General features: G+C 67.8%; 14 protein-coding genes and 2 pseudogenes. 14 read left to right on the top strand and 2 right to left on the bottom strand.

The window, feature by feature from the left end; all coding sequences use genetic code 11:
• Positions 1–187: 187 nt before the first annotated feature.
• The 14 genes and pseudogenes from ACQCSU_RS02640 to nusB all read left to right on the top strand — a co-directional run bounded on the left by ACQCSU_RS02640 (position 188) and on the right by nusB (position 12,938).
• The gene (locus ACQCSU_RS02640; RefSeq protein WP_426978098.1) at positions 188–586 is read left to right on the top strand and encodes a cupin domain-containing protein; all 399 of its coding nucleotides are present in this window, start codon (positions 188–190) and stop codon (positions 584–586) included.
• Between the two features lie 196 nt (positions 587–782).
• Entirely contained in the window at positions 783–1,409 is a 627-nt protein-coding gene (gene rpsD / locus ACQCSU_RS02635) for a 30S ribosomal protein S4 (RefSeq protein WP_354241056.1), read from the top strand.
• Positions 1,410–1,554: 145 nt separating this feature from the next.
• On the top strand, positions 1,555–1,929 hold the full coding sequence (locus ACQCSU_RS02630; protein ID WP_354241058.1) for a DUF948 domain-containing protein: 375 nt from the start codon (positions 1,555–1,557) through the stop codon (positions 1,927–1,929).
• A gap of 20 nt (positions 1,930–1,949) precedes the next feature.
• Positions 1,950–2,159: pseudogene (locus ACQCSU_RS02625) on the top strand (hypothetical protein); the annotation flags it as partial.
• 214 nt (positions 2,160–2,373) lie between these two features.
• Positions 2,374–5,052: an alanine--tRNA ligase gene (gene alaS, locus ACQCSU_RS02620; protein WP_426978097.1), complete on the top strand. Its 2,679-nt coding sequence runs from the start codon at positions 2,374–2,376 to the stop codon at positions 5,050–5,052.
• Between the two features lie 11 nt (positions 5,053–5,063).
• Positions 5,064–5,678 (top strand): Holliday junction resolvase RuvX, encoded by a 615-nt coding sequence (gene ruvX, locus ACQCSU_RS02615; RefSeq protein ID WP_426978096.1) that lies wholly within the window; start codon positions 5,064–5,066, stop codon positions 5,676–5,678.
• Entirely contained in the window at positions 5,659–7,371 is a 1,713-nt protein-coding gene (gene mltG / locus ACQCSU_RS02610; RefSeq protein WP_426978095.1) for an endolytic transglycosylase MltG, read from the top strand. Before ruvX ends, mltG begins: the two co-directional genes overlap by 20 nt.
• On the top strand, positions 7,368–8,360 hold the full coding sequence (locus tag ACQCSU_RS02605; protein WP_426979923.1) for a shikimate dehydrogenase family protein: 993 nt from the start codon (positions 7,368–7,370) through the stop codon (positions 8,358–8,360). The genes mltG and ACQCSU_RS02605 overlap by 4 nt, the downstream gene beginning before the upstream one ends.
• Positions 8,361–8,386: 26 nt before the next feature.
• Entirely contained in the window at positions 8,387–9,586 is a 1,200-nt protein-coding gene (aroC, locus tag ACQCSU_RS02600) for a chorismate synthase (RefSeq protein WP_426978094.1), read from the top strand.
• A gap of 29 nt (positions 9,587–9,615) precedes the next feature.
• The gene (locus tag ACQCSU_RS02595; protein ID WP_426979922.1) at positions 9,616–10,191 is read left to right on the top strand and encodes a shikimate kinase; all 576 of its coding nucleotides are present in this window, start codon (positions 9,616–9,618) and stop codon (positions 10,189–10,191) included.
• Positions 10,188–11,279 carry a 3-dehydroquinate synthase gene (gene aroB / locus ACQCSU_RS02590; RefSeq protein WP_426978093.1) on the top strand — a complete coding sequence of 364 codons (1,092 nt, stop codon included), beginning with the start codon at positions 10,188–10,190 and terminating at the stop codon, positions 11,277–11,279. The genes ACQCSU_RS02595 and aroB overlap by 4 nt, the downstream gene beginning before the upstream one ends.
• On the top strand, positions 11,279–11,797 hold the full coding sequence (locus ACQCSU_RS02585; RefSeq protein WP_426978092.1) for a tetratricopeptide repeat protein: 519 nt from the start codon (positions 11,279–11,281) through the stop codon (positions 11,795–11,797). The genes aroB and ACQCSU_RS02585 overlap by 1 nt, the downstream gene beginning before the upstream one ends.
• 167 nt (positions 11,798–11,964) lie before the next feature.
• Positions 11,965–12,528 carry an elongation factor P gene (efp, locus tag ACQCSU_RS02580; RefSeq protein ID WP_136322650.1) on the top strand — a complete coding sequence of 188 codons (564 nt, stop codon included), beginning with the start codon at positions 11,965–11,967 and terminating at the stop codon, positions 12,526–12,528.
• Positions 12,528–12,938 (top strand): transcription antitermination factor NusB, encoded by a 411-nt coding sequence (nusB, locus tag ACQCSU_RS02575; RefSeq protein WP_426978091.1) that lies wholly within the window; start codon positions 12,528–12,530, stop codon positions 12,936–12,938. The genes efp and nusB overlap by 1 nt, the downstream gene beginning before the upstream one ends.
• 82 nt (positions 12,939–13,020) lie before the next feature.
• Here the strand turns inward: nusB and ACQCSU_RS02570 are convergent, their stop codons facing one another.
• Together ACQCSU_RS02570 and ACQCSU_RS02565 are read right to left on the bottom strand one after the other, a co-directional pair.
• On the bottom strand, positions 13,021–14,277 hold the full coding sequence (locus ACQCSU_RS02570) for a PrsW family intramembrane metalloprotease (RefSeq protein WP_426978089.1): 1,257 nt from the start codon (positions 14,275–14,277) through the stop codon (positions 13,021–13,023).
• Positions 14,278–14,921: 644 nt separating this feature from the next.
• A pseudogene (locus tag ACQCSU_RS02565) lies at positions 14,922–16,636 on the bottom strand (DUF222 domain-containing protein).
• Positions 16,637–16,962 lie beyond the last annotated feature (326 nt).

The following is a 16,962-nucleotide window of genomic DNA, read 5'->3' as shown; positions in this document are numbered from 1 at the left end:
CTTCCCCTCCGGGAGGTCTAACGTGGAATTACGTGAGCAAGGATCTGCTGCACGTGCGTGCCTTGCTGGGGGGACAGCGGCACATATTGCCGGTTCTTCGCTTTCCCGGACCTCAGGTCGGCGGCCGGCACGTCAGTCGCCTGGTTCCACGCCGGGTTGCTCCGTCCCAGTTCACAGGTCGTATCCAATGCCCGTAAATTTCGTCACAACCATGGCTGTTAAGTCCTTTGATGCCCCGGACAAGAAGCGGTGCCCGGAGAAAGCCGAATTCGATCTTGTTACCGTGAATGACTATTCCGTGGCCCGGCTGATTCTCGGTCCGGGCTGGCGGTGGTCCGAATGCATCAAACCCTTCGAACAGACCGAACTGTGCCAGCATCACCATCTCGGATTCTGCGTCTCCGGGGCGATGGAAGTGGAGTCCTCCGACGGGCTGCGCTCCACAATCCATGCCAACGATACGTTCGCGATCCCGCCCGGCCATGATGAGTGGGTGGTGGGGGCCACATCCTTCGTGGCCGTGGAATTCCTCGGAGCGGCCTCGTTCGGGCGGCGCAGCAGCCGGGGCGTGCACGCCAGGACCTGACGGCCCGCCAGCCCCGCCATGGTAGGCTTATTCGTTGTCTGGCAAGGCACGGACGCACAATCCCACCGAATTCAGTATCTGATGCTGATTTGATGGGGTTTGCCCTGTGCCCAGTAGCAAAAGGCAGCGGTTGGCCGATGCTCTCCATCGTGGAGGCCAGTAACACTGACACACCGCAGATATTGGAAGGACACAAGTGGCTAACAACACTCGTGCTCGCCGTACCGCCCGCCTTTCGCGTGCGCTCGGCATCGCTCTGACCCCCAAGGCCGCCAAGTACATGGAGCGCCGCCCGTACGGCCCCGGTGAGCATGGCCGTGCCCGCAAGAAGCAGGACTCCGACTACGCCGTACGTCTGCGCGAAAAGCAGCGTCTGCGCGCCCAGTACGGCATCCGCGAAGCCCAGATGACGCGTGCCTTCGAAGAAGCACGCCGCACCAAGGGCCTGACCGGTGAAAACCTGATCGAACTGCTCGAAATGCGTCTCGACGCCCTCGTGCTGCGTGCAGGCTTCGCCCGCACCATCGCCCAGGCCCGCCAGCTGGTTGTCCACCGCCACATCCTGGTTGACGGCATCCGCGTTGACCGCCCGTCTTTCCGCGTCTCCGAGGGCCAGCTGGTCCACGTCCACAGCCGCAGCGAAACCATGGTCCCGCTCCAGGTTGCGGCGGCCGGCGCGCACCGCGACGTCCTGCCGATGGTTCCGGCCTACCTGGACGTCAAGCTTGACGCCCTGCAGGCCCGCCTCGTGCGCCGCCCCAAGCGCACCGAAATCCCCGTGACCTGCGAAGAGCAGCTCGTCGTGGAATTCTACGCACGCTAGATCCAACGCAACACCTTACAAGGAAGCCCGTGGCAAGCGCCGCGGGCTTCTTTGTATGTAAGGTACTTGGGGGAGTTCTGCGGTTGCCGGCTGTGTCAGTCGGAGCACGCTGCAGGAATACGACGCAACAAGGAGATGAACGTCTATGTCTGGTGGCGATATTGCCGGCCTGATCGCGGCCGGAGTGTTTGCACTGCTGGTCCTGCTGCTCGCCGTGCCGATTCTGAAGCTCGGGGGAGTGTTTGACGAGGTGCGGACGTCCATCCGCTCGATCAGCGACGGCGCCACCCCGCTGATGGACGAAGTCACCGCCACCGTCTCCACCACGAATGAGCAGCTGAAGAAGGTCGACGGGATCGCCTCCAACGTCTCGGACGCCTCTGCCAACATCTCGGCGCTGTCCTCCCTCGTGGCCGCCACGGTGGGGTCGCCGCTGATCAAGGTTGCGGCCTTCAGCTACGGCGTACGTTCCGCCTTCACCGCCCGCAAAAAGCCCGCCACCGGCCGCCGCAGCCGCTAAGCCCAGCTGGAGAAACTGACATGAACAGAATCATCTGGATGGGAATCGGCGTCGCCATCGGCGTCATCGCCTTCCGCAAGGTCACCGAGGCCCAGTCCAATCTCGGCCCCGCAGGCCTGAACCGCGCCGTCGGACGGCTCGCCGACGGCTTGTACGACTTCGCCGGCGCCGTGCGTGAAGGCATGCACGAACGGGAGACCGAGCTGCGCCGCGCCCTGGGCGTTGACACTGGCATTGACGGAGACGCCGACAGTTTCGTTGGCAAGGGCGCCGACAAGGGCGCCGACCGCCGGGATGCAGTCCGGCGCTAGCCGGGAGAGAATTAGTAAGGGCCGCACCCTGCCACGGGCGGCCAGGCCGGTCCGCGGACCGGAACCACATTGTTCCGCGGAGTACACGCGTGGACCACGAACGCAGTGAATATGAAGGGTAAGTAATCAGCTCATGAAGTCGCAGGAGATCACGAAGCGCTGGATCGACTTTTTTGTCAGCAAAGGCCACACGGCGGTTCCCTCCGCCTCCCTGGTCTCCAGCGACCCTTCCCTGCTGTTCACGGTGGCCGGCATGGTTCCGTTCATTCCGTACCTGACCGCGCGGGAGGAAGCCCCCTACAAGCGGGCAACCAGCGTGCAGAAGTGCATCCGGACCGGCGACATCGAGGAAGTCGGCAAGACAGCCCGGCACGGTACCTTCTTCCAGATGTGCGGCAACTTCTCCTTCGGCGACTACTTCAAGGAAGACGCCATCAAGTTCGCCTGGGAGCTGCTCACCAGCAGCGTTGACGACGGCGGCTACGGCCTGGCGCCGGAGCTACTCTGGGTCACCGTCTACGAAGAGGACGACGAGGCCGAGCAGCTGTGGCTGAAGAACACCGGCATGCCGGCCGGGCGGATCCAGCGGATGGGCAAGGCGGACAACTACTGGTCCACCGGCCAGCCCGGACCGGCCGGCCCCTGCTCCGAGATCTACTACGACCGCGGGCCGTCGTATGGCGTCGAGGGCGGCCCGATCGCTGACGAGAACCGCTACGTCGAGATCTGGAACCTCGTGTTCATGCAGTACCAGATCGATAACGTCCGCTCCAAGGTGGATTTCGACATCACCGGCGAACTGCCCAAGAAGAACATCGACACCGGCCTCGGCATGGAGCGCCTGGCGATGATCCTGCAGGGCGTCGAGAACATGTACGAGACGGACCAGGTCCGCCCCGTGATCGATAGGGCTGCCGCCCTCTCCGGCCGGGAGTACACCTCTGCCGAGTCCGCCGAGGACCCGCACCACACCGACGACGTCCGGATGCGCGTCGTTGCCGACCACATCCGCTCGGCCCTGATGCTGATCGCCGACGGCGTCACCCCCTCCAACGAGGGCCGCGGCTACGTGCTGCGCCGCCTGATCCGCCGCGCCGTGCGCTCCATGCGCCTGCTCGGCGTCGAAAAGGCCTGCCTGCCGGAGTTGCTGCCCGCCTCCCGCGACGCCATGAAGGGCGTCTACCCGATCGTGGAGACGGACTTCGACCGGATCAGCCGGATCGCCTACGCCGAAGAGAGGGCGTTCCTGCGCACCATCGCGTCCGGCACGGCCCGGCTCGAGGACGCCGTCCAGGAGTCCAAGGCCGCCGGCCGGCCGCTCTCCGGCGCGGACGCCTTCGCCCTGCACGACACCTACGGCTTCCCGATCGACCTCACGCTCGAAATGGCCGAGGAGGCCGGGCTGAAGGTCGACGAGCCCGAGTTCCGCAAGCTCATGCTCGAACAGCGCCAACGCGCCCAGGCCGACGCCAAGGGCAAGAAGGGCTCCCACGCCGATCTCAGCGCGTTCCAGGAGCTGCTGTCCGCCGGCGAGACCGTCTTCACCGGCTACGCCGAACTCACCGGCGAATCCAAGGTCCGGGGCATCCTGGCTGGCGGCCGGAAGGTCCCGCAGGCCTCCACGGGCGATGAAATCGAACTCGTCCTCGCCGAAACCCCGTTCTACGCCGAGGCCGGCGGGCAGGCAGCCGACACCGGCCTGATCACCGGTGACGGCTTCGTCGTCGAGGTCCTGGACGTCCAGCGCCCGATCAAGGGCCTCAGCGTGCACAAGGCCATCGTCCGTGAGGGTGAAATCGGTGCCGACTCGTTGGTCCAGGCTGCGGTGGACCGGGAACGCCGCCACGCCGCCGAGCAGGCCCACACCGGAACGCACATCGTGCACGCGGCCCTGCACCAGATCCTCGGCCCGGACGCGTTGCAGCGCGGCTCCTTCAACAGAGCCGGCTACCTGCGCTTCGACTTCGCCTGGGGCGAGGGCCTCAGCGCCGCCACCCGCTCCGAGATCGAGGAAGTCTCCAACATCGCCATCAGGAACAACTTCCGGGTGGATACCAAGGTCATGGGCCTCGCCGAGGCCAAGGCCCTCGGCGCCATGGCGCTCTTCGGTGAGAACTACGGCAACGAGGTCCGCGTCGTGGAGATCGACGGCGCCTGGTCCCGCGAGCTTTGCGGTGGCACCCACGTCGAGAACACCTCTCTGATCGGCAGCCTGTCCCTGCTCGGGGAACAGTCCGTCGGTTCAGGAAACCGCCGCGTCGAGGCCTTCGTGGGCATGGACGCCTTCCGGCACCTCGCCGCCGAACGCGCACTCGTCACAGAGCTCACGGAAATGCTCAAGGTTCCCTCCGGACTGCTCGCGGACCGGATCGCCACCACCCTGACCAAGCTCAAGACGGCCGAGAAGGAACTTGAGCGGCTGCGCAGGGAGCAGCTCACGGCGGCCGCCGCACAGCTTGCCGGCACCGCCAGGGACGCCGCCGGCGTTAAGGTCATCGCCCACGACGCCGGCCAGGTCAGCGGCGCGGATGATCTGCGCGGCCTGGCCCTGGACCTGCGGACCCGACTCGGTTCCGCGCCTGCCGCCGTCGCGGTGGCCGGTGTCAGCAACGACCGTCCCGTCATCCTGGTCGCCACCAACGAAGCCGCCCGCGCAGCCGGTGTCAAGGCGGGCGCCCTGGTGCGCCTCGCCGCCGGCATCCTCGGCGGCGGCGGCGGCGGCAAGGACGACGTCGCCCAGGGCGGCGGCACGGACGCGTCCACGGTCGGCGCGGCCCTCGCCGCCGTCGTGGACGCCATCACCCGGCGCTAGCGGAAATACCAGTGACTGGAGCTGCAGTGCCCGGCGTCTACCCCCAGGGCGTGAAACTCGGGGTGGACGTCGGCACTGTCAGGGTCGGCGTCGCGGTCTGTGACCGCGACGCCATCCTGGCGACGCCGTTGCGCACGCTGGAACGGAACTCGAAGAAGAACACCGACGTGCGGATCCTCGCGGCCCTGGCCGAAGAGCTCCATGCCGTCGAGATCTTCGTGGGCCTGCCGCGGACGATGAAAGGCGAAGAGCACGCCTCCGCGCGGATGGCCACGGACTACGCAAAGCTGCTGGCAGGTGCCCTCCGGGACCGCGGTTCCGAGGTCCCGGTCCGGCTCGTCGACGAGCGGCTGAGCACGGTCACCGCGCACCGCAACCTGCACGAAGCTGGCGTGGGCAGCAGGAATCACCGTAAGGTAGTTGATCAGGTTGCGGCCGCAGGTATCCTGCAACACGCGATCGATATGCAAAAGGCCAGGGGAACGGAGATCGGAAGCCGCGTCTACGCGGAGACCGCTCCGGGGCCAACCGGGCATGGCGCGAACGCCGCCCCGGACGTACACACGCAATCTGCCCAACGCAATCAGCACCAAATGGAAGGCTACAGTGAGCCCGGTCAACAGTGACGACTCCTCTGGTGACGCTTTCGGCGGCTCCGGCCGACCGCTGACGCGCAAAGAGCTCAGGGCCCGGGAAAAGTCTCTTCTGACCCAGGGTCACGAAGCCATCCCGCCGCAGGCCTTTGAGACCGGGCAGGACAGCCCGACGGCGCCGCCGCCCCGTCCGGCGCCGGACGCCGAATCCGCCCCGAACCGCCCCGAACCGCAGCCGGAAGCAGCCCGGCCCCAAACGCAGCCGCCCGGCCCTCCCCGGCATTCCGAGCCTATTGCGACGGCCGACGCCCCGGAGCTCCCCGCCGCTGAGCCCACCGTGCACGAAGAGGCGGCCCACGAAGACGCCGTGGACGAAGACGCCGGGCACGAAGACGCCGTGCCTGAAGACGCCGTGGACGAAGACGCCGGGCACGAGTATGCCGGCGGCATCTCCCCTGAGGCTGAACCGCACCGCGCAGCTGATCAGCAGCACTTCTACCAGACCCACCACGGGGCTGAACACCACGGCTACGAGGCCCACCCCGACGACGAGGCCCATGTTGTCTACGCCGATGAAGCTGTCCGCGACCCTGATTATCACCACGAGGAAGCCGGGCATGAGGTGATGGCCGGAGCTTCCGCCATCCGGACCGCCAAGGGCCCTTCCAAGAAGATCCGCCGCCGGCGCCGTTTCCTCGCCCTCGTGCTGAGCCTGACGGTCTTCGTGGTGGCGATCGTCGTGGGGGCACAGTTAGTCAAACCCCTCCTCGGCGGCGATACGGTGGCCGACTACCCGGGACCGGGAACCGGCGAGGTGACCATCACCGTGCCCCCAGGTGCCGGCCCCAAATCCGTCGCCACGGAACTCCAGGACAAGAAGGTCGTCGCCAACGCAGACGCCTTCCTCAAGGAGTTTGCGGCCTCCGGCGGCGCGCTGAGCCCGGGAGACTTCTCCCTGCGCACCGAAATGAAGAATTCCGACGCCGTGGACGTGCTGTTGAACAAGGACAAGGGCAAGGTCATGTACTTCGCCCTCAGCGCCGGCCTCAGGATCGGCGAATCCCTGCAGGCGATTTCCGAGGGCACCGGAGTTCCCGCCCCGCAGCTGAAGGAACTCAGCGATTCCCCGGCCCAGTTCGGCCTTCCGGCGAAGTCAAAGAACCTCGAAGGCTTCCTCGCCCCCGGTGAATACCGGTTCCCGCTCGGCACCCCCGCCAAGGACATCCTGCAGAAGCTCGTGTCCGCCACCCTGGACGAACTCAAGGTACAGGGCGTCACGGACCAGGCCAAGCAGTACGACGCCGTCACGGTGGCCAGCATCGTCCAGGCGGAAGGCGGCCAGGCTGAATACGGGGACGTGGCCGGTGCGGTCTATAACCGGCTCAAGCCCGACAACACCGAAACCAACGGGCTGATCCAGTCCGATGCGACGGTCACCTACGGGCTGGGGATCCGGAGCTTCCACATCGATGAGGCGCAGAAGACCGACAAGTCCAACCCGTACAACACCTACGCCAACACCGGCTTGCCGGCCGGGCCCATCGGTTCACCAGGGAAGACGGCCATTGACGCCGCTGCGAAGCCCAAGTCCAACGATTACCTCTACTGGGTGACCATCAACCTGGACACCAAAGAGACCAAGTTCTCGAAGACCCTCGCCGAGCACAACGGCTACGTGGAAAAGTACAACGCCTGGTGCGAGGCCAACCCGGGCCGCTGCGTATGACGCTCCGGGCCGCCGTCCTTGGGCATCCCATCAGCCATTCGAAGTCGCCCGCGCTGCACCGGGCTGCCTATGCCCATCTGGGGGTTGAGCTCGGCTACTCGGCGATCGACGTGACGGAGGCGGAGCTGCCGGCCTTCATGGCCCGGTTACGGGACGATGTTCGGCGCGGCGTTGGCTGGCGGGGTCTGTCGGTCACCATGCCGCTGAAGACCGCAATGGTCGCAGAGGTGGATGAGGTCCGCGGCGTGGCCCGCGCCCTGGGCGTCATCAATACGGTCGCCTTCGAACCCGGCGCCCCCGGCGGAGACCCTTCCGGCGTCGGCCCTTTCCGGGAGAGCACGGGATCCCCCCGGCTGATCGGCTACAACACGGACGTCGCCGGCATTGTTAACGCCCTGCGTCACGCGGGCGCGGCCTCCGCACCCGCTGCCGCCATCCTCGGCGGCGGCGGAACAGCGGCAGCGGCAATCGCAGCGCTGAAGGAACTGGGGGCCGCCGCCGTAGACGTCTTCGTGCGCGACGTGGGCCGCGCCGCCGAAGCACGCGCCGCTTCCGCCGCCGTCGGGCTGCCCGTCCGTGTGCTTCCGATCGCCGGCGCGGCAGCCGCCGTCGCCGCCGCAGACGTCGTCATTTCCACCCTGCCGCCGCGGGCCGCGGACACGCTGGCCGCGGAGCTGGCCGAGGAGCTGGCGGAGTCATTTGGGCAGGAATTCGGGCCGGAATTTGGACAGGCACAGGCGGGGGAGCGTAGCCCGGAAACCGGCCGGAACCGCCCCGGCGTGCTGCTGGACGTGGCCTATGATCCCTGGCCCAGCCGGATCGCGGCGGTCTGGCAGGATGCCGGCGGCACCGTGGTCCCCGGACTCGAGATGCTGATCTACCAGGCGCTGGAACAGGTACGCCATTTCACCCGGCTCGGCGACGCCGTCCCGGAGGAAGTCATAGATGTGATGTGTGACGCAGTGGGGGCGCCCCGACGGGTGTTCTGAGCTCCTTACATGGCAGGATGGAATCTATGTTGCGTTGGTTGACTGCCGGAGAATCCCATGGTCCGGCCCTGGTCGGAATTATCGAAGGCGTCCCCGCCGGTGTTGAACTCACCAGCGCCGGGATCGCCGATGCGCTGGCCCGCCGGCGGCTCGGTTACGGCCGCGGCGCCCGGATGAAATTCGAGCAGGACGTGGTCACCATCCTCGGCGGCGTCCGGCACGGCCTGACCCAGGGCGGACCGGTCGCGATCCAGATCGGCAACACCGAATGGCCCAAGTGGGAGCAGATCATGTCTGCCGATCCCGTGGACCCCGAAATCCTCGCCGACCAGGCGCGCAATGCCCCGCTGACCCGCCCCCGGCCCGGACACGCGGACTTCACCGGCATGCAGAAGTACGGCTTCGATGAGGCGCGACCGGTCCTGGAGCGCGCCAGCGCCCGTGAAACCGCCACCCGCGTAGCCCTCGGCACTGTCGCTTCGGCCTTCCTCAAGCAACTCGGCATCGAGCTGGTCTCCCACACAGTGTCGATCGCCAGCACCGCCGTTCCCGAGGGCCGTCCACTGCCGGTCCCGGGCAACGTCCTGGCCCTCGACGCCGACCCGTTGCGCTGCTTCGACCGTGAAACCTCGGACGCCATGGTGGCCGAGGTTGACGTCGCCCACAAGGAGGGCGAAACCCTTGGCGGCGTGGTCGAGGTGCTCGCCTATGGGCTGCCGCCGGGACTGGGCAGCTACGTCCACTGGGACCGCCGCCTCGATTCGCGCCTTGCCGGCGCGCTGATGGGCATCCAGGCGATCAAGGGCGTCGAGGTCGGCGACGGCTTCCTCACAGCCTCCCGGCGCGGCTCGGCCGCCCACGACGAGATCGTCAAGGATGCGGACGGCAGGATCATCCGCACGTCCAACCGTGCCGGCGGCATCGAAGGCGGCATGAGCATCGGCGACGTGCTGCGCGTCCGCGCGGCCATGAAGCCGATTGCCACGGTGCCGCGCGCCCTCAGGACCGTGGACGTCAGCACGGGGGAGCCCGCCAAGGCGCACCACCAGCGCTCCGATGTGTGTGCGGTCCCGGCCGCCGGCGTCGTCGCCGAGGCCATGGTGGCCCTCGTCCTCGCCGAAGCGGTCACGGAAAAGTTCGGCGGCGATTCGGTGCAGGAAACCGCCCGCAACATCAAGGGTTACCTGGACAATATTCCGGCGTCCCTGGACTCGATCGGCCAGTAGTGCCGGCCGGAAACAGTGCCGTGCCGGCCATGCAGACTGGCCGGCCCATTGCGCTGATCGGGCCGATGGCCGTGGGTAAATCGGCGATCGGACAACAGCTCGCCCAGCAGCTGGGGGCAGCGTTCGTGGACACCGACGCCGTGATTGTCGCGAACCACGGGTCCATCGCCGAAATCTTCGCGGGCCGGGGCGAGCACGCCTTCCGTGAACTGGAAGCCCGGGCCGTGGGGCAGGCCATCGAGGACGCCCAGGGCACCAACACTGTCATCTCACTTGGCGGCGGTGCCGTGCTGGACTCCGGAACGCAGCAGCTGCTCGAACATTGCACCGTGGTGTACCTCGAATGCGATGCGGAGACGGTAGCAGAGCGCATTGCCAGGAACTCCGGCCGGCCGCTGCTGGCAGGCGACGCCATGGAACGCTGGAAGGCACTGTTCGCCACCCGCCGGCCCGTCTACGAGCGGCTGGCCGACCTTGTCATCGACGTCCGGAGCGGATCAGTTCCGGACATCGCACACCGGCTGGAAGATGCGCTGGGTGGGCCCGTCACCGCGAAAACCGCGGCAGGATCCATGCCGGCAGCGACAAAGGAAGTTGAAAAGTGATTACCGAATCAACCGTCATCAAGGTAACCGGCCAGACGCCCGGCGAGAACTACGACGTCGTGGTGGGCCGCGGCCTGCTGTCGGGCCTCCCGGCCCTGCTGGGGGAGCGCGTCAAACGGGTCCTGGTCATCCACCCCCGCGCCCTGCGGCTCACCGGCGACACCGTCCGTGAGGAACTCGCCTCGGCGGGCTTCACCGCGCTGACCGCCGAAATCCCGGACGCCGAAGAAGGCAAGCATATCGAGGTGGCGTCCTTCTGCTGGCAGGTGCTGGGACAGAACGACTTCACCCGCTCGGATGCCGTCGTCGCCGTCGGCGGCGGAGCCGTCACCGACCTCGCCGGCTTCGTGGCAGCCACCTGGCTGCGCGGGGTCAAGGTCATCCACATGCCCACCAGCCTGCTGGGCATGGTGGACGCCGCCGTCGGCGGGAAGACCGGCATCAACACCGCCGAGGGCAAGAACCTCGTCGGGGCATTCCACCCGCCCGCCGGCGTCCTCGCCGACCTGGACACCCTGGACACCCTGCCGAAGAACGAGATCATCTCCGGCATGGCCGAGGTCATCAAGTGCGGGTTCATCGCCGACCCTGCCATCCTCGAGCTGATCGAACAGGACCCTGCCGCCGTCTCCGATCCCCGCTCGGACGTACTGCGCGAACTGATCGAACGCGCCATCACCGTCAAGGCCAGGGTGGTATCGGCGGACCTCAAGGAAACCGGACAGCGCGAGATCCTCAACTACGGCCACACCTTGGGGCACGCGATCGAACTGGCCGAGCGCTACTCCTGGCGCCACGGCGCGGCCGTCTCCGTCGGCATGATGTTCGCGGCGGAGCTCGCCCGCAGCGTCGGCCGGCTCAGCGACGCCGACGCCGACAGGCACCGCACCATCCTGGAGAGCCTCGGGCTTCCCATCACCTACCGCCGGGACCGCTGGCAGGCGCTGCTGGACGGCATGCGCAGGGACAAGAAATCGCGCGGCGACCTGCTGCGTTTCGTGGTGCTCGACGGCGTCGGGCGTCCCGGCATCCTCGACGTCCCGGACACCTCGCTGCTGTTCGCCGCCTACCAGGAGATCGCCTCCTGATGAACGGCACCAGGGGCGGCACCAGCGACTGGCCTGACGGCGGCTTCCTCGGGATCAAGATCAACCCGGTCAGCCTGATGCCGGAGATCGTCAACGAGGACGCCTGCGCCGCGGCGCTTGCCGGCTCGCAGGATCCCGGCGACCTGATCTTCGTGCGCCTCGTCGAAGGGCACGCCGCGGAAGCCGCCGAACTGCTCGCCGAGGCCCGGTACAAGAACCCGGATTCCCTGCGCCTGCGCATCTTCGAGGCTGACGTGCTCAGGGTGACCCACCGCGCCGACCGGGCCGTGGAGCTGTTCCGCCAGCTGCTGGCTGAAACCAGGGGCACCCCGGACGAGGCCGTCATCCGCCAGCACCTGGGGCGCTCCTACTTCGCCGGCGGCAACATTGCCGCCGCCGTCGAATCCTTCGCCAACGCCCTGGACCTGCGCGTGGCCGGCTCCGCCGACGCGGCCCTGATCTACGCGTCCACAGTGGCACTTCAGCGCGCCCGGGACGTGCTGGATCTCGCCTCCTAGGGGCCGTCCCCGAGGCCTCCTGATACCCCGTCCGGCAGCCAGCCGCGGGAACCGGTAGAATGGATCTTGGATTTTTGATAAATACGCGCTGGCGGGCCGTTTGGCATGCCTGCCTGGCATAAGCGGCTGGCAGCTAGAACCAGTCACAAAGGAAACCAGAGGATACAGTGGCAACCACTAACGACATCAAGAACGGAACCGTCCTTAAGCTTGAGGGCCAGCTGTGGAACATCATTGAGTTCCAGCACGTCAAGCCCGGCAAGGGTGGCGCGTTCGTGCGCACCAAGATGCGCAACGTGATGTCCGGCAAGGTCGTCGACAAGACCTTCAACGCCGGGCTCAAGATCGAGACCGCCACGGTTGACCGCCGCGACTACCAGTACCTGTACCAGGACGGTGCCGACTTCGTGTTCATGGACACGCAGGACTTCGACCAGCTCACAGTCCCCGGTCCCACGGTGGGCGACGCCACCAACTTCATGCTCGAAAACCAGATGGTCAACATCGCCATCCACGAGGGCAACCCGCTCTACATCGAGCTGCCCCCGAGCGTCGTGCTCGAGATCACCTACACGGAGCCGGGCCTGCAGGGCGACCGCTCCTCGGCCGGCACCAAGCCCGCCACCCTCGAGACCGGTTACGAGATCCAGGTGCCACTGTTCGTCGAGAACAACACCAAGGTCAAGGTCGACACCCGCGACGGCAGCTACCTCGGCCGGGTCAACGACTAGTGAGTGCCCGCGGTAAGGCCCGGAACCGGGCCCTGGAGGTACTCTTCGAGGCAGAGCAGCGCTCCGTCTCGGCGTTCGATGTGCTGAAGTCCCGTCGCGAACAGACGGACCAGATCGTCAACCCGTACACCCTCGAAATCGTCGAGGGCGTCGTGTCGCACCAGCTTGCGATCGACGAGTTCCTGGAAACCTATTCGCAGGGCTGGACCCTGGAGCGGATGCCTTCGGTGGACCGCATCATCCTGCGGATCGGCACCTGGGAGCTGATCTACAACGACGACGTCCCGGACGGAGTCGCGGTGAGCGAGGCCGTGGCGCTGGCCAAGACCCTCTCCACGGACGAGTCGCCGTCGTTCATCAACGGCCTGCTCGGCCGCCTGCAGCAGCTGAAGCCTTCGCTGCTCGCCTGAATCAGGCAAGAGGAAACCCCGTCCGGCGCACACCGGACGGGGTTCTTTTTGTTGGAAGCTTCACTTTCCGCCGTCCCTTCCGCTAGCGGAGGACGGCGGCGCGGAGGGCGACGACGTCGGCCAGCTGCCGTTGTTCCTCGAGTTGGTGTGCCGGCACGTCCCGGCCGCTGAGGATCCGCTGCCGGGTGAAGGCAAGCTGCGTGGCGGCGTGCAGGAAGGCCTTCATCTGCGGTCCCCGGCCGATGGACGCGGCCCAGCGCAGGGCCGCACGACGACCGGCCCCGGTGGACAGCATTGCCACTTCCGCGGGCGTGAACCAGCCAGCCGCCGCGTACTCCTTGAGCCGCTGGCGGGTGAGCCTCCGCTCCGCCACCCGCAGCAGCACAATGACCACGACCGCCAGCAGGAAGATCGGCACCTGGACCAGGATGTACCGGGCCAGGAAGTCCTGTCCCATGCTGTTCCACCCGCTGTGCAGCAGCATCGCGGGGATCAGCCCCACGGCGAACGCGGCCACGGACAGGCCGGTGTGCCAGCGCCGCGCGGCGAAGCCCATGATGAGTCCCGTGGTCCCGGTGAAGATGGCGTGGGCGAAGGGCGACATGACACCGCGCAGGAAGATGACCACCGCGAGATCCGTTCCCGGGCTGCTGGATTCGGCGATGGCGCGGCCGAAGTACAGGATGTTCTCGGTGAAGGCGAAGCCGCCGGCGATCGTGAAGGCGAACACGACGCCGTCGACCGGGCCGTCGAAGTGCCTGCGGGCGAAGAGCAGGAGCAGCAGCAGGCCGAGGGACTTGGCGAACTCCTCAACCACCGGGGCCTGGACCGTGACGGCGAAAGTCCGGTAGTCCAGGCCCGAAGCCGGCCCGACGGCGAGCGAGAAGGCCGGCTGGACCAGCAGGGTCACCGAAATCGAGACGACCGCACCCCATATGAAGGCGAAGAGCAGCAGCCGCTGGGGCTCTGGCTCCCAGCGGTCGATGACGCGCACGGCGAGCAGGACGGCCCCCAGCGGCAGCAGCGACGCCACGAAGCCGATGACAAAGCCCGCGACGCCTGTGTTGCCCAGGACAAAGGGCAGCACCATGAACAGGCCGATGAAGCCGAGCACCCAACCGGCCGCCACGAGCCCGGCCACGCCGGCAGCGCTTCTGCCGGGGGCGCGTCGGCCGCCGCGGACCGCCGGAAGCGCGGCAGGCAGTGCGGCCTGGGGCTGGCCCCGGTGATTGGCCGGCGCCGGGCGGTAATGCTGTTCCGGGACTTGCCCCATCCAGCTGGGGTTGGCCTGTTGCGGCAACGGCGCGGGCGCGCCGGTACGGGGATCTTGGCCTGTCATGGACACGAGCCTAGGGTGCCTGCGCCCCGGCACCCAAGAGGCGGATCAAAGCCGGGTTGCCCTGGCCTCCGTGGGTGAGGCTTCTAAACGTGCTGGCCAGGGGCTGTCTTGGTGGGGGTCTAGGCAGTTTGCGGACGGAGAGGTGGAGGCCGGCATGCTAGGCCCGGCGGGCGAGAACGAGACGACGTGGGGATCTTTGAGCTGGCGGAAGCTGACTCGGCGTCGGACTGGGACCGGTAGGCGGCCACGACGTCTGCGATTGGCCACTGGTCGTGGGTGGTGACAAGGATGCGTTTGCCCAGGACCTCCGCCGCCAGCCGGGCCCCCAGAGGCCGGGCCTGCGCCGGTAAAACGGCCGATTCGTGGGCGTCGGGCAGCTTCTCAATGTCAGCCCCGGTGCCCAGATACCGTTCCCGGACCATATTCGGCTTGCCACCACCCGTGCCATCTCACGCAGGTACCAGTACGGCTTCCCGTTGATCGTCTTCATACAAACCAGCCATGACTTTAGGTCATGCAGTATTCCGGCCAAACAAACATCCGCCACGCCGCCAGCCGCGGTGGGATTCGCCAAAGGCTTCCGGAACGTGCGGGGGGTGCAATTCCGCCCTGCCCCTGCCCAGGCGTTTCCCGGCATGGGCGGGCTAGGCGCTGACCGAAGCCGTCAGGAACGGGAGCCATTCCGGGACGGGGTCGTCGAGGGGCGCTGGCCAGCCCGCCGGATCGTCCGTGTCTGCCGCGGGCAATGAGTCCCAGGCCGTGAATTGGTGCCAGTCCGGGAAGGGGTCCGGGGGCAGTTCCGGTTCGGGATCCGGGCCGGGGTGCCCGGTTGGCGCCGGGTCCGGATGATGTCCCGGATCCGCGGGCAGGCCTTGGTCCGGGCCGGTGTCCGTGCCTGTGTCCGTGGTCAGGGTGTGGTGTGGCCAGTGGGGTGGTTCCCAGTCCTGGTGTTCGCTGGGGTAGTGCCGGCCTGAGGGTGAGGTCCACCCTGGTGGGTTGTCCTTGCTGGCTTCGGTTGGTGTCCAGGCGGAGCTGTGTTTGAGGCGGTGGTGTCTGGGGCAGGGCTGGCCGAGGTTGGAGATGCCGGTGTTGCCTCCGTCGGCCCAGGCCAGGAGGTGGTCTGCTTCGTTGTCCAGGGAGTGGTTGCTGCAGCCGGGGAAGGGGCACTTGCCGTCGCGGAGCCGGAGCCATTGACGCTGGGCCTTCGTGACGCGGTAGCTGGTCCGTCCGATTTCCAGGGGTGCGCCGTCGCGGGGGTCGGTCAGGACGCGGTGGAAGGAGTCGGCGCCGTCGGCGATCAGGCGGCGGGCCATCGACGGCGGGATCGGCCCGTACCCGTCGAGGGTGGCTGGTTCGTCGGTGGCGCCCAGGAGGGACAGGACCGGCACGGTGATCAGGACCTGCGCCCGCGGGGACGGGACACCCCCGGCCACGCCCCCGGCCACACCCGCGCCCGTGCCGGTTCCGCCGCCGGCCGTTCCGCCGCCGGCCGTTCCGCCGCTGGTGGTGCCGGTGCCGGTGGTGTGGCTGGTGAGGAGCCAGGTGGCGGTGATGTCGGCGCGGAGCTGGGCCAGGGGCCGGGCCTCGGCCGGGCCCTGGAGGGCGCGGGCGGCGGCGGTGGTCCGTTCCCAGATCCCTGCGGCGGTAGCTGCCGGGAGGTAGGCGGAGAGCCAGGCCATGCCGTCCCGGTCCGGATGTAGTCGACCCGGCGGTCCTCGGCGCTTTTGGTGTGGCGTTTTTCGATGCTGACCGGGTGGTGGCGTTCCCGCCAGGCGCGTGCTTTGGCGCGGAACCGGGACGGGACGAGGTCCCCGGCCTGGCACCCGCGGGCGGGGTTCGGGGCGCCGGGGTCCAGGAAGTGGGCTTCCAGCGCGGCCGCTCCGGCGGGATCCAGGCTGGTGGTTTCGTCGACGATGATCCGGGCGTGCTGCCAGGAGATCGTCCCGGCCTGAAGGGCCGTCAGGGTCAGCGGCAGCGCCGTCGTCAGGGCCTGGCATTCGGACAGGAGGGCTCCGGCGGTCCGTTCGCTGACGGTCAGGCCACAGGCGACCTCGGCGACCAGGGCCATCTCCTGGGCGGTGTGTTCCTGCGGGGACGCCGCCGGTGAGGCCAGGGCCCTGGTTGCCTGCACGTATTCGGCGGCCAGCCTCACCTTCAGCGCGGCGGTCCGGGCTTCCAGCCGGGCCACCTCGGCGAGACCGTCCAGGCAAGCATCCGCCAGATTCCGCAGCGGATCGGCGCAGGGCGGATCAGGGCGGTCCGCGCCGGCGCCGGTGAAGGCAGCAAGCACAGCAGCGGACGCGGCGACGGCCGCCACGGCCTCCCTGCTTTCCGCACTCCAGGCTGTTCTGCTTTCCATACCCAAAGCATCTCAGGAGGCACCGACATTTTAGGGCGGCGCCGGCGGCAACTAGTCGTCGCCGTCCGTTCACGCTGGCCAGGACCAGCGCGAGTTTCCGGGTTGCGGCAGGGGCAGCGACGTTTGCCCTGGTCAGCAAGGGGGTTCCGTTTCCCGGAAGCGGCGGTGGTCCAGGGCCTTGGCCGGCCGGGAGTTTCACCCACCGGTCCGCCGCGGTGGCGGCCCCCATTTGCCGAAGGCCAGCTTCGAACACGGCGCGACGAAACGGTTCAGCGCCGCCAGCGCCAGATACGTGCCCACCGACCCCGAAGCGTCCGCCGCCGCGG

The sequence above is a fragment of the Pseudarthrobacter sp. O4 genome, assembly GCF_050157025.1.
Taxonomy (GTDB): Bacteria; Actinomycetota; Actinomycetes; order Actinomycetales; family Micrococcaceae; genus Arthrobacter.
Note: the sequence above shows the minus strand (reverse complement) of the source record. Positions and strands in the feature narration are given on the sequence as shown.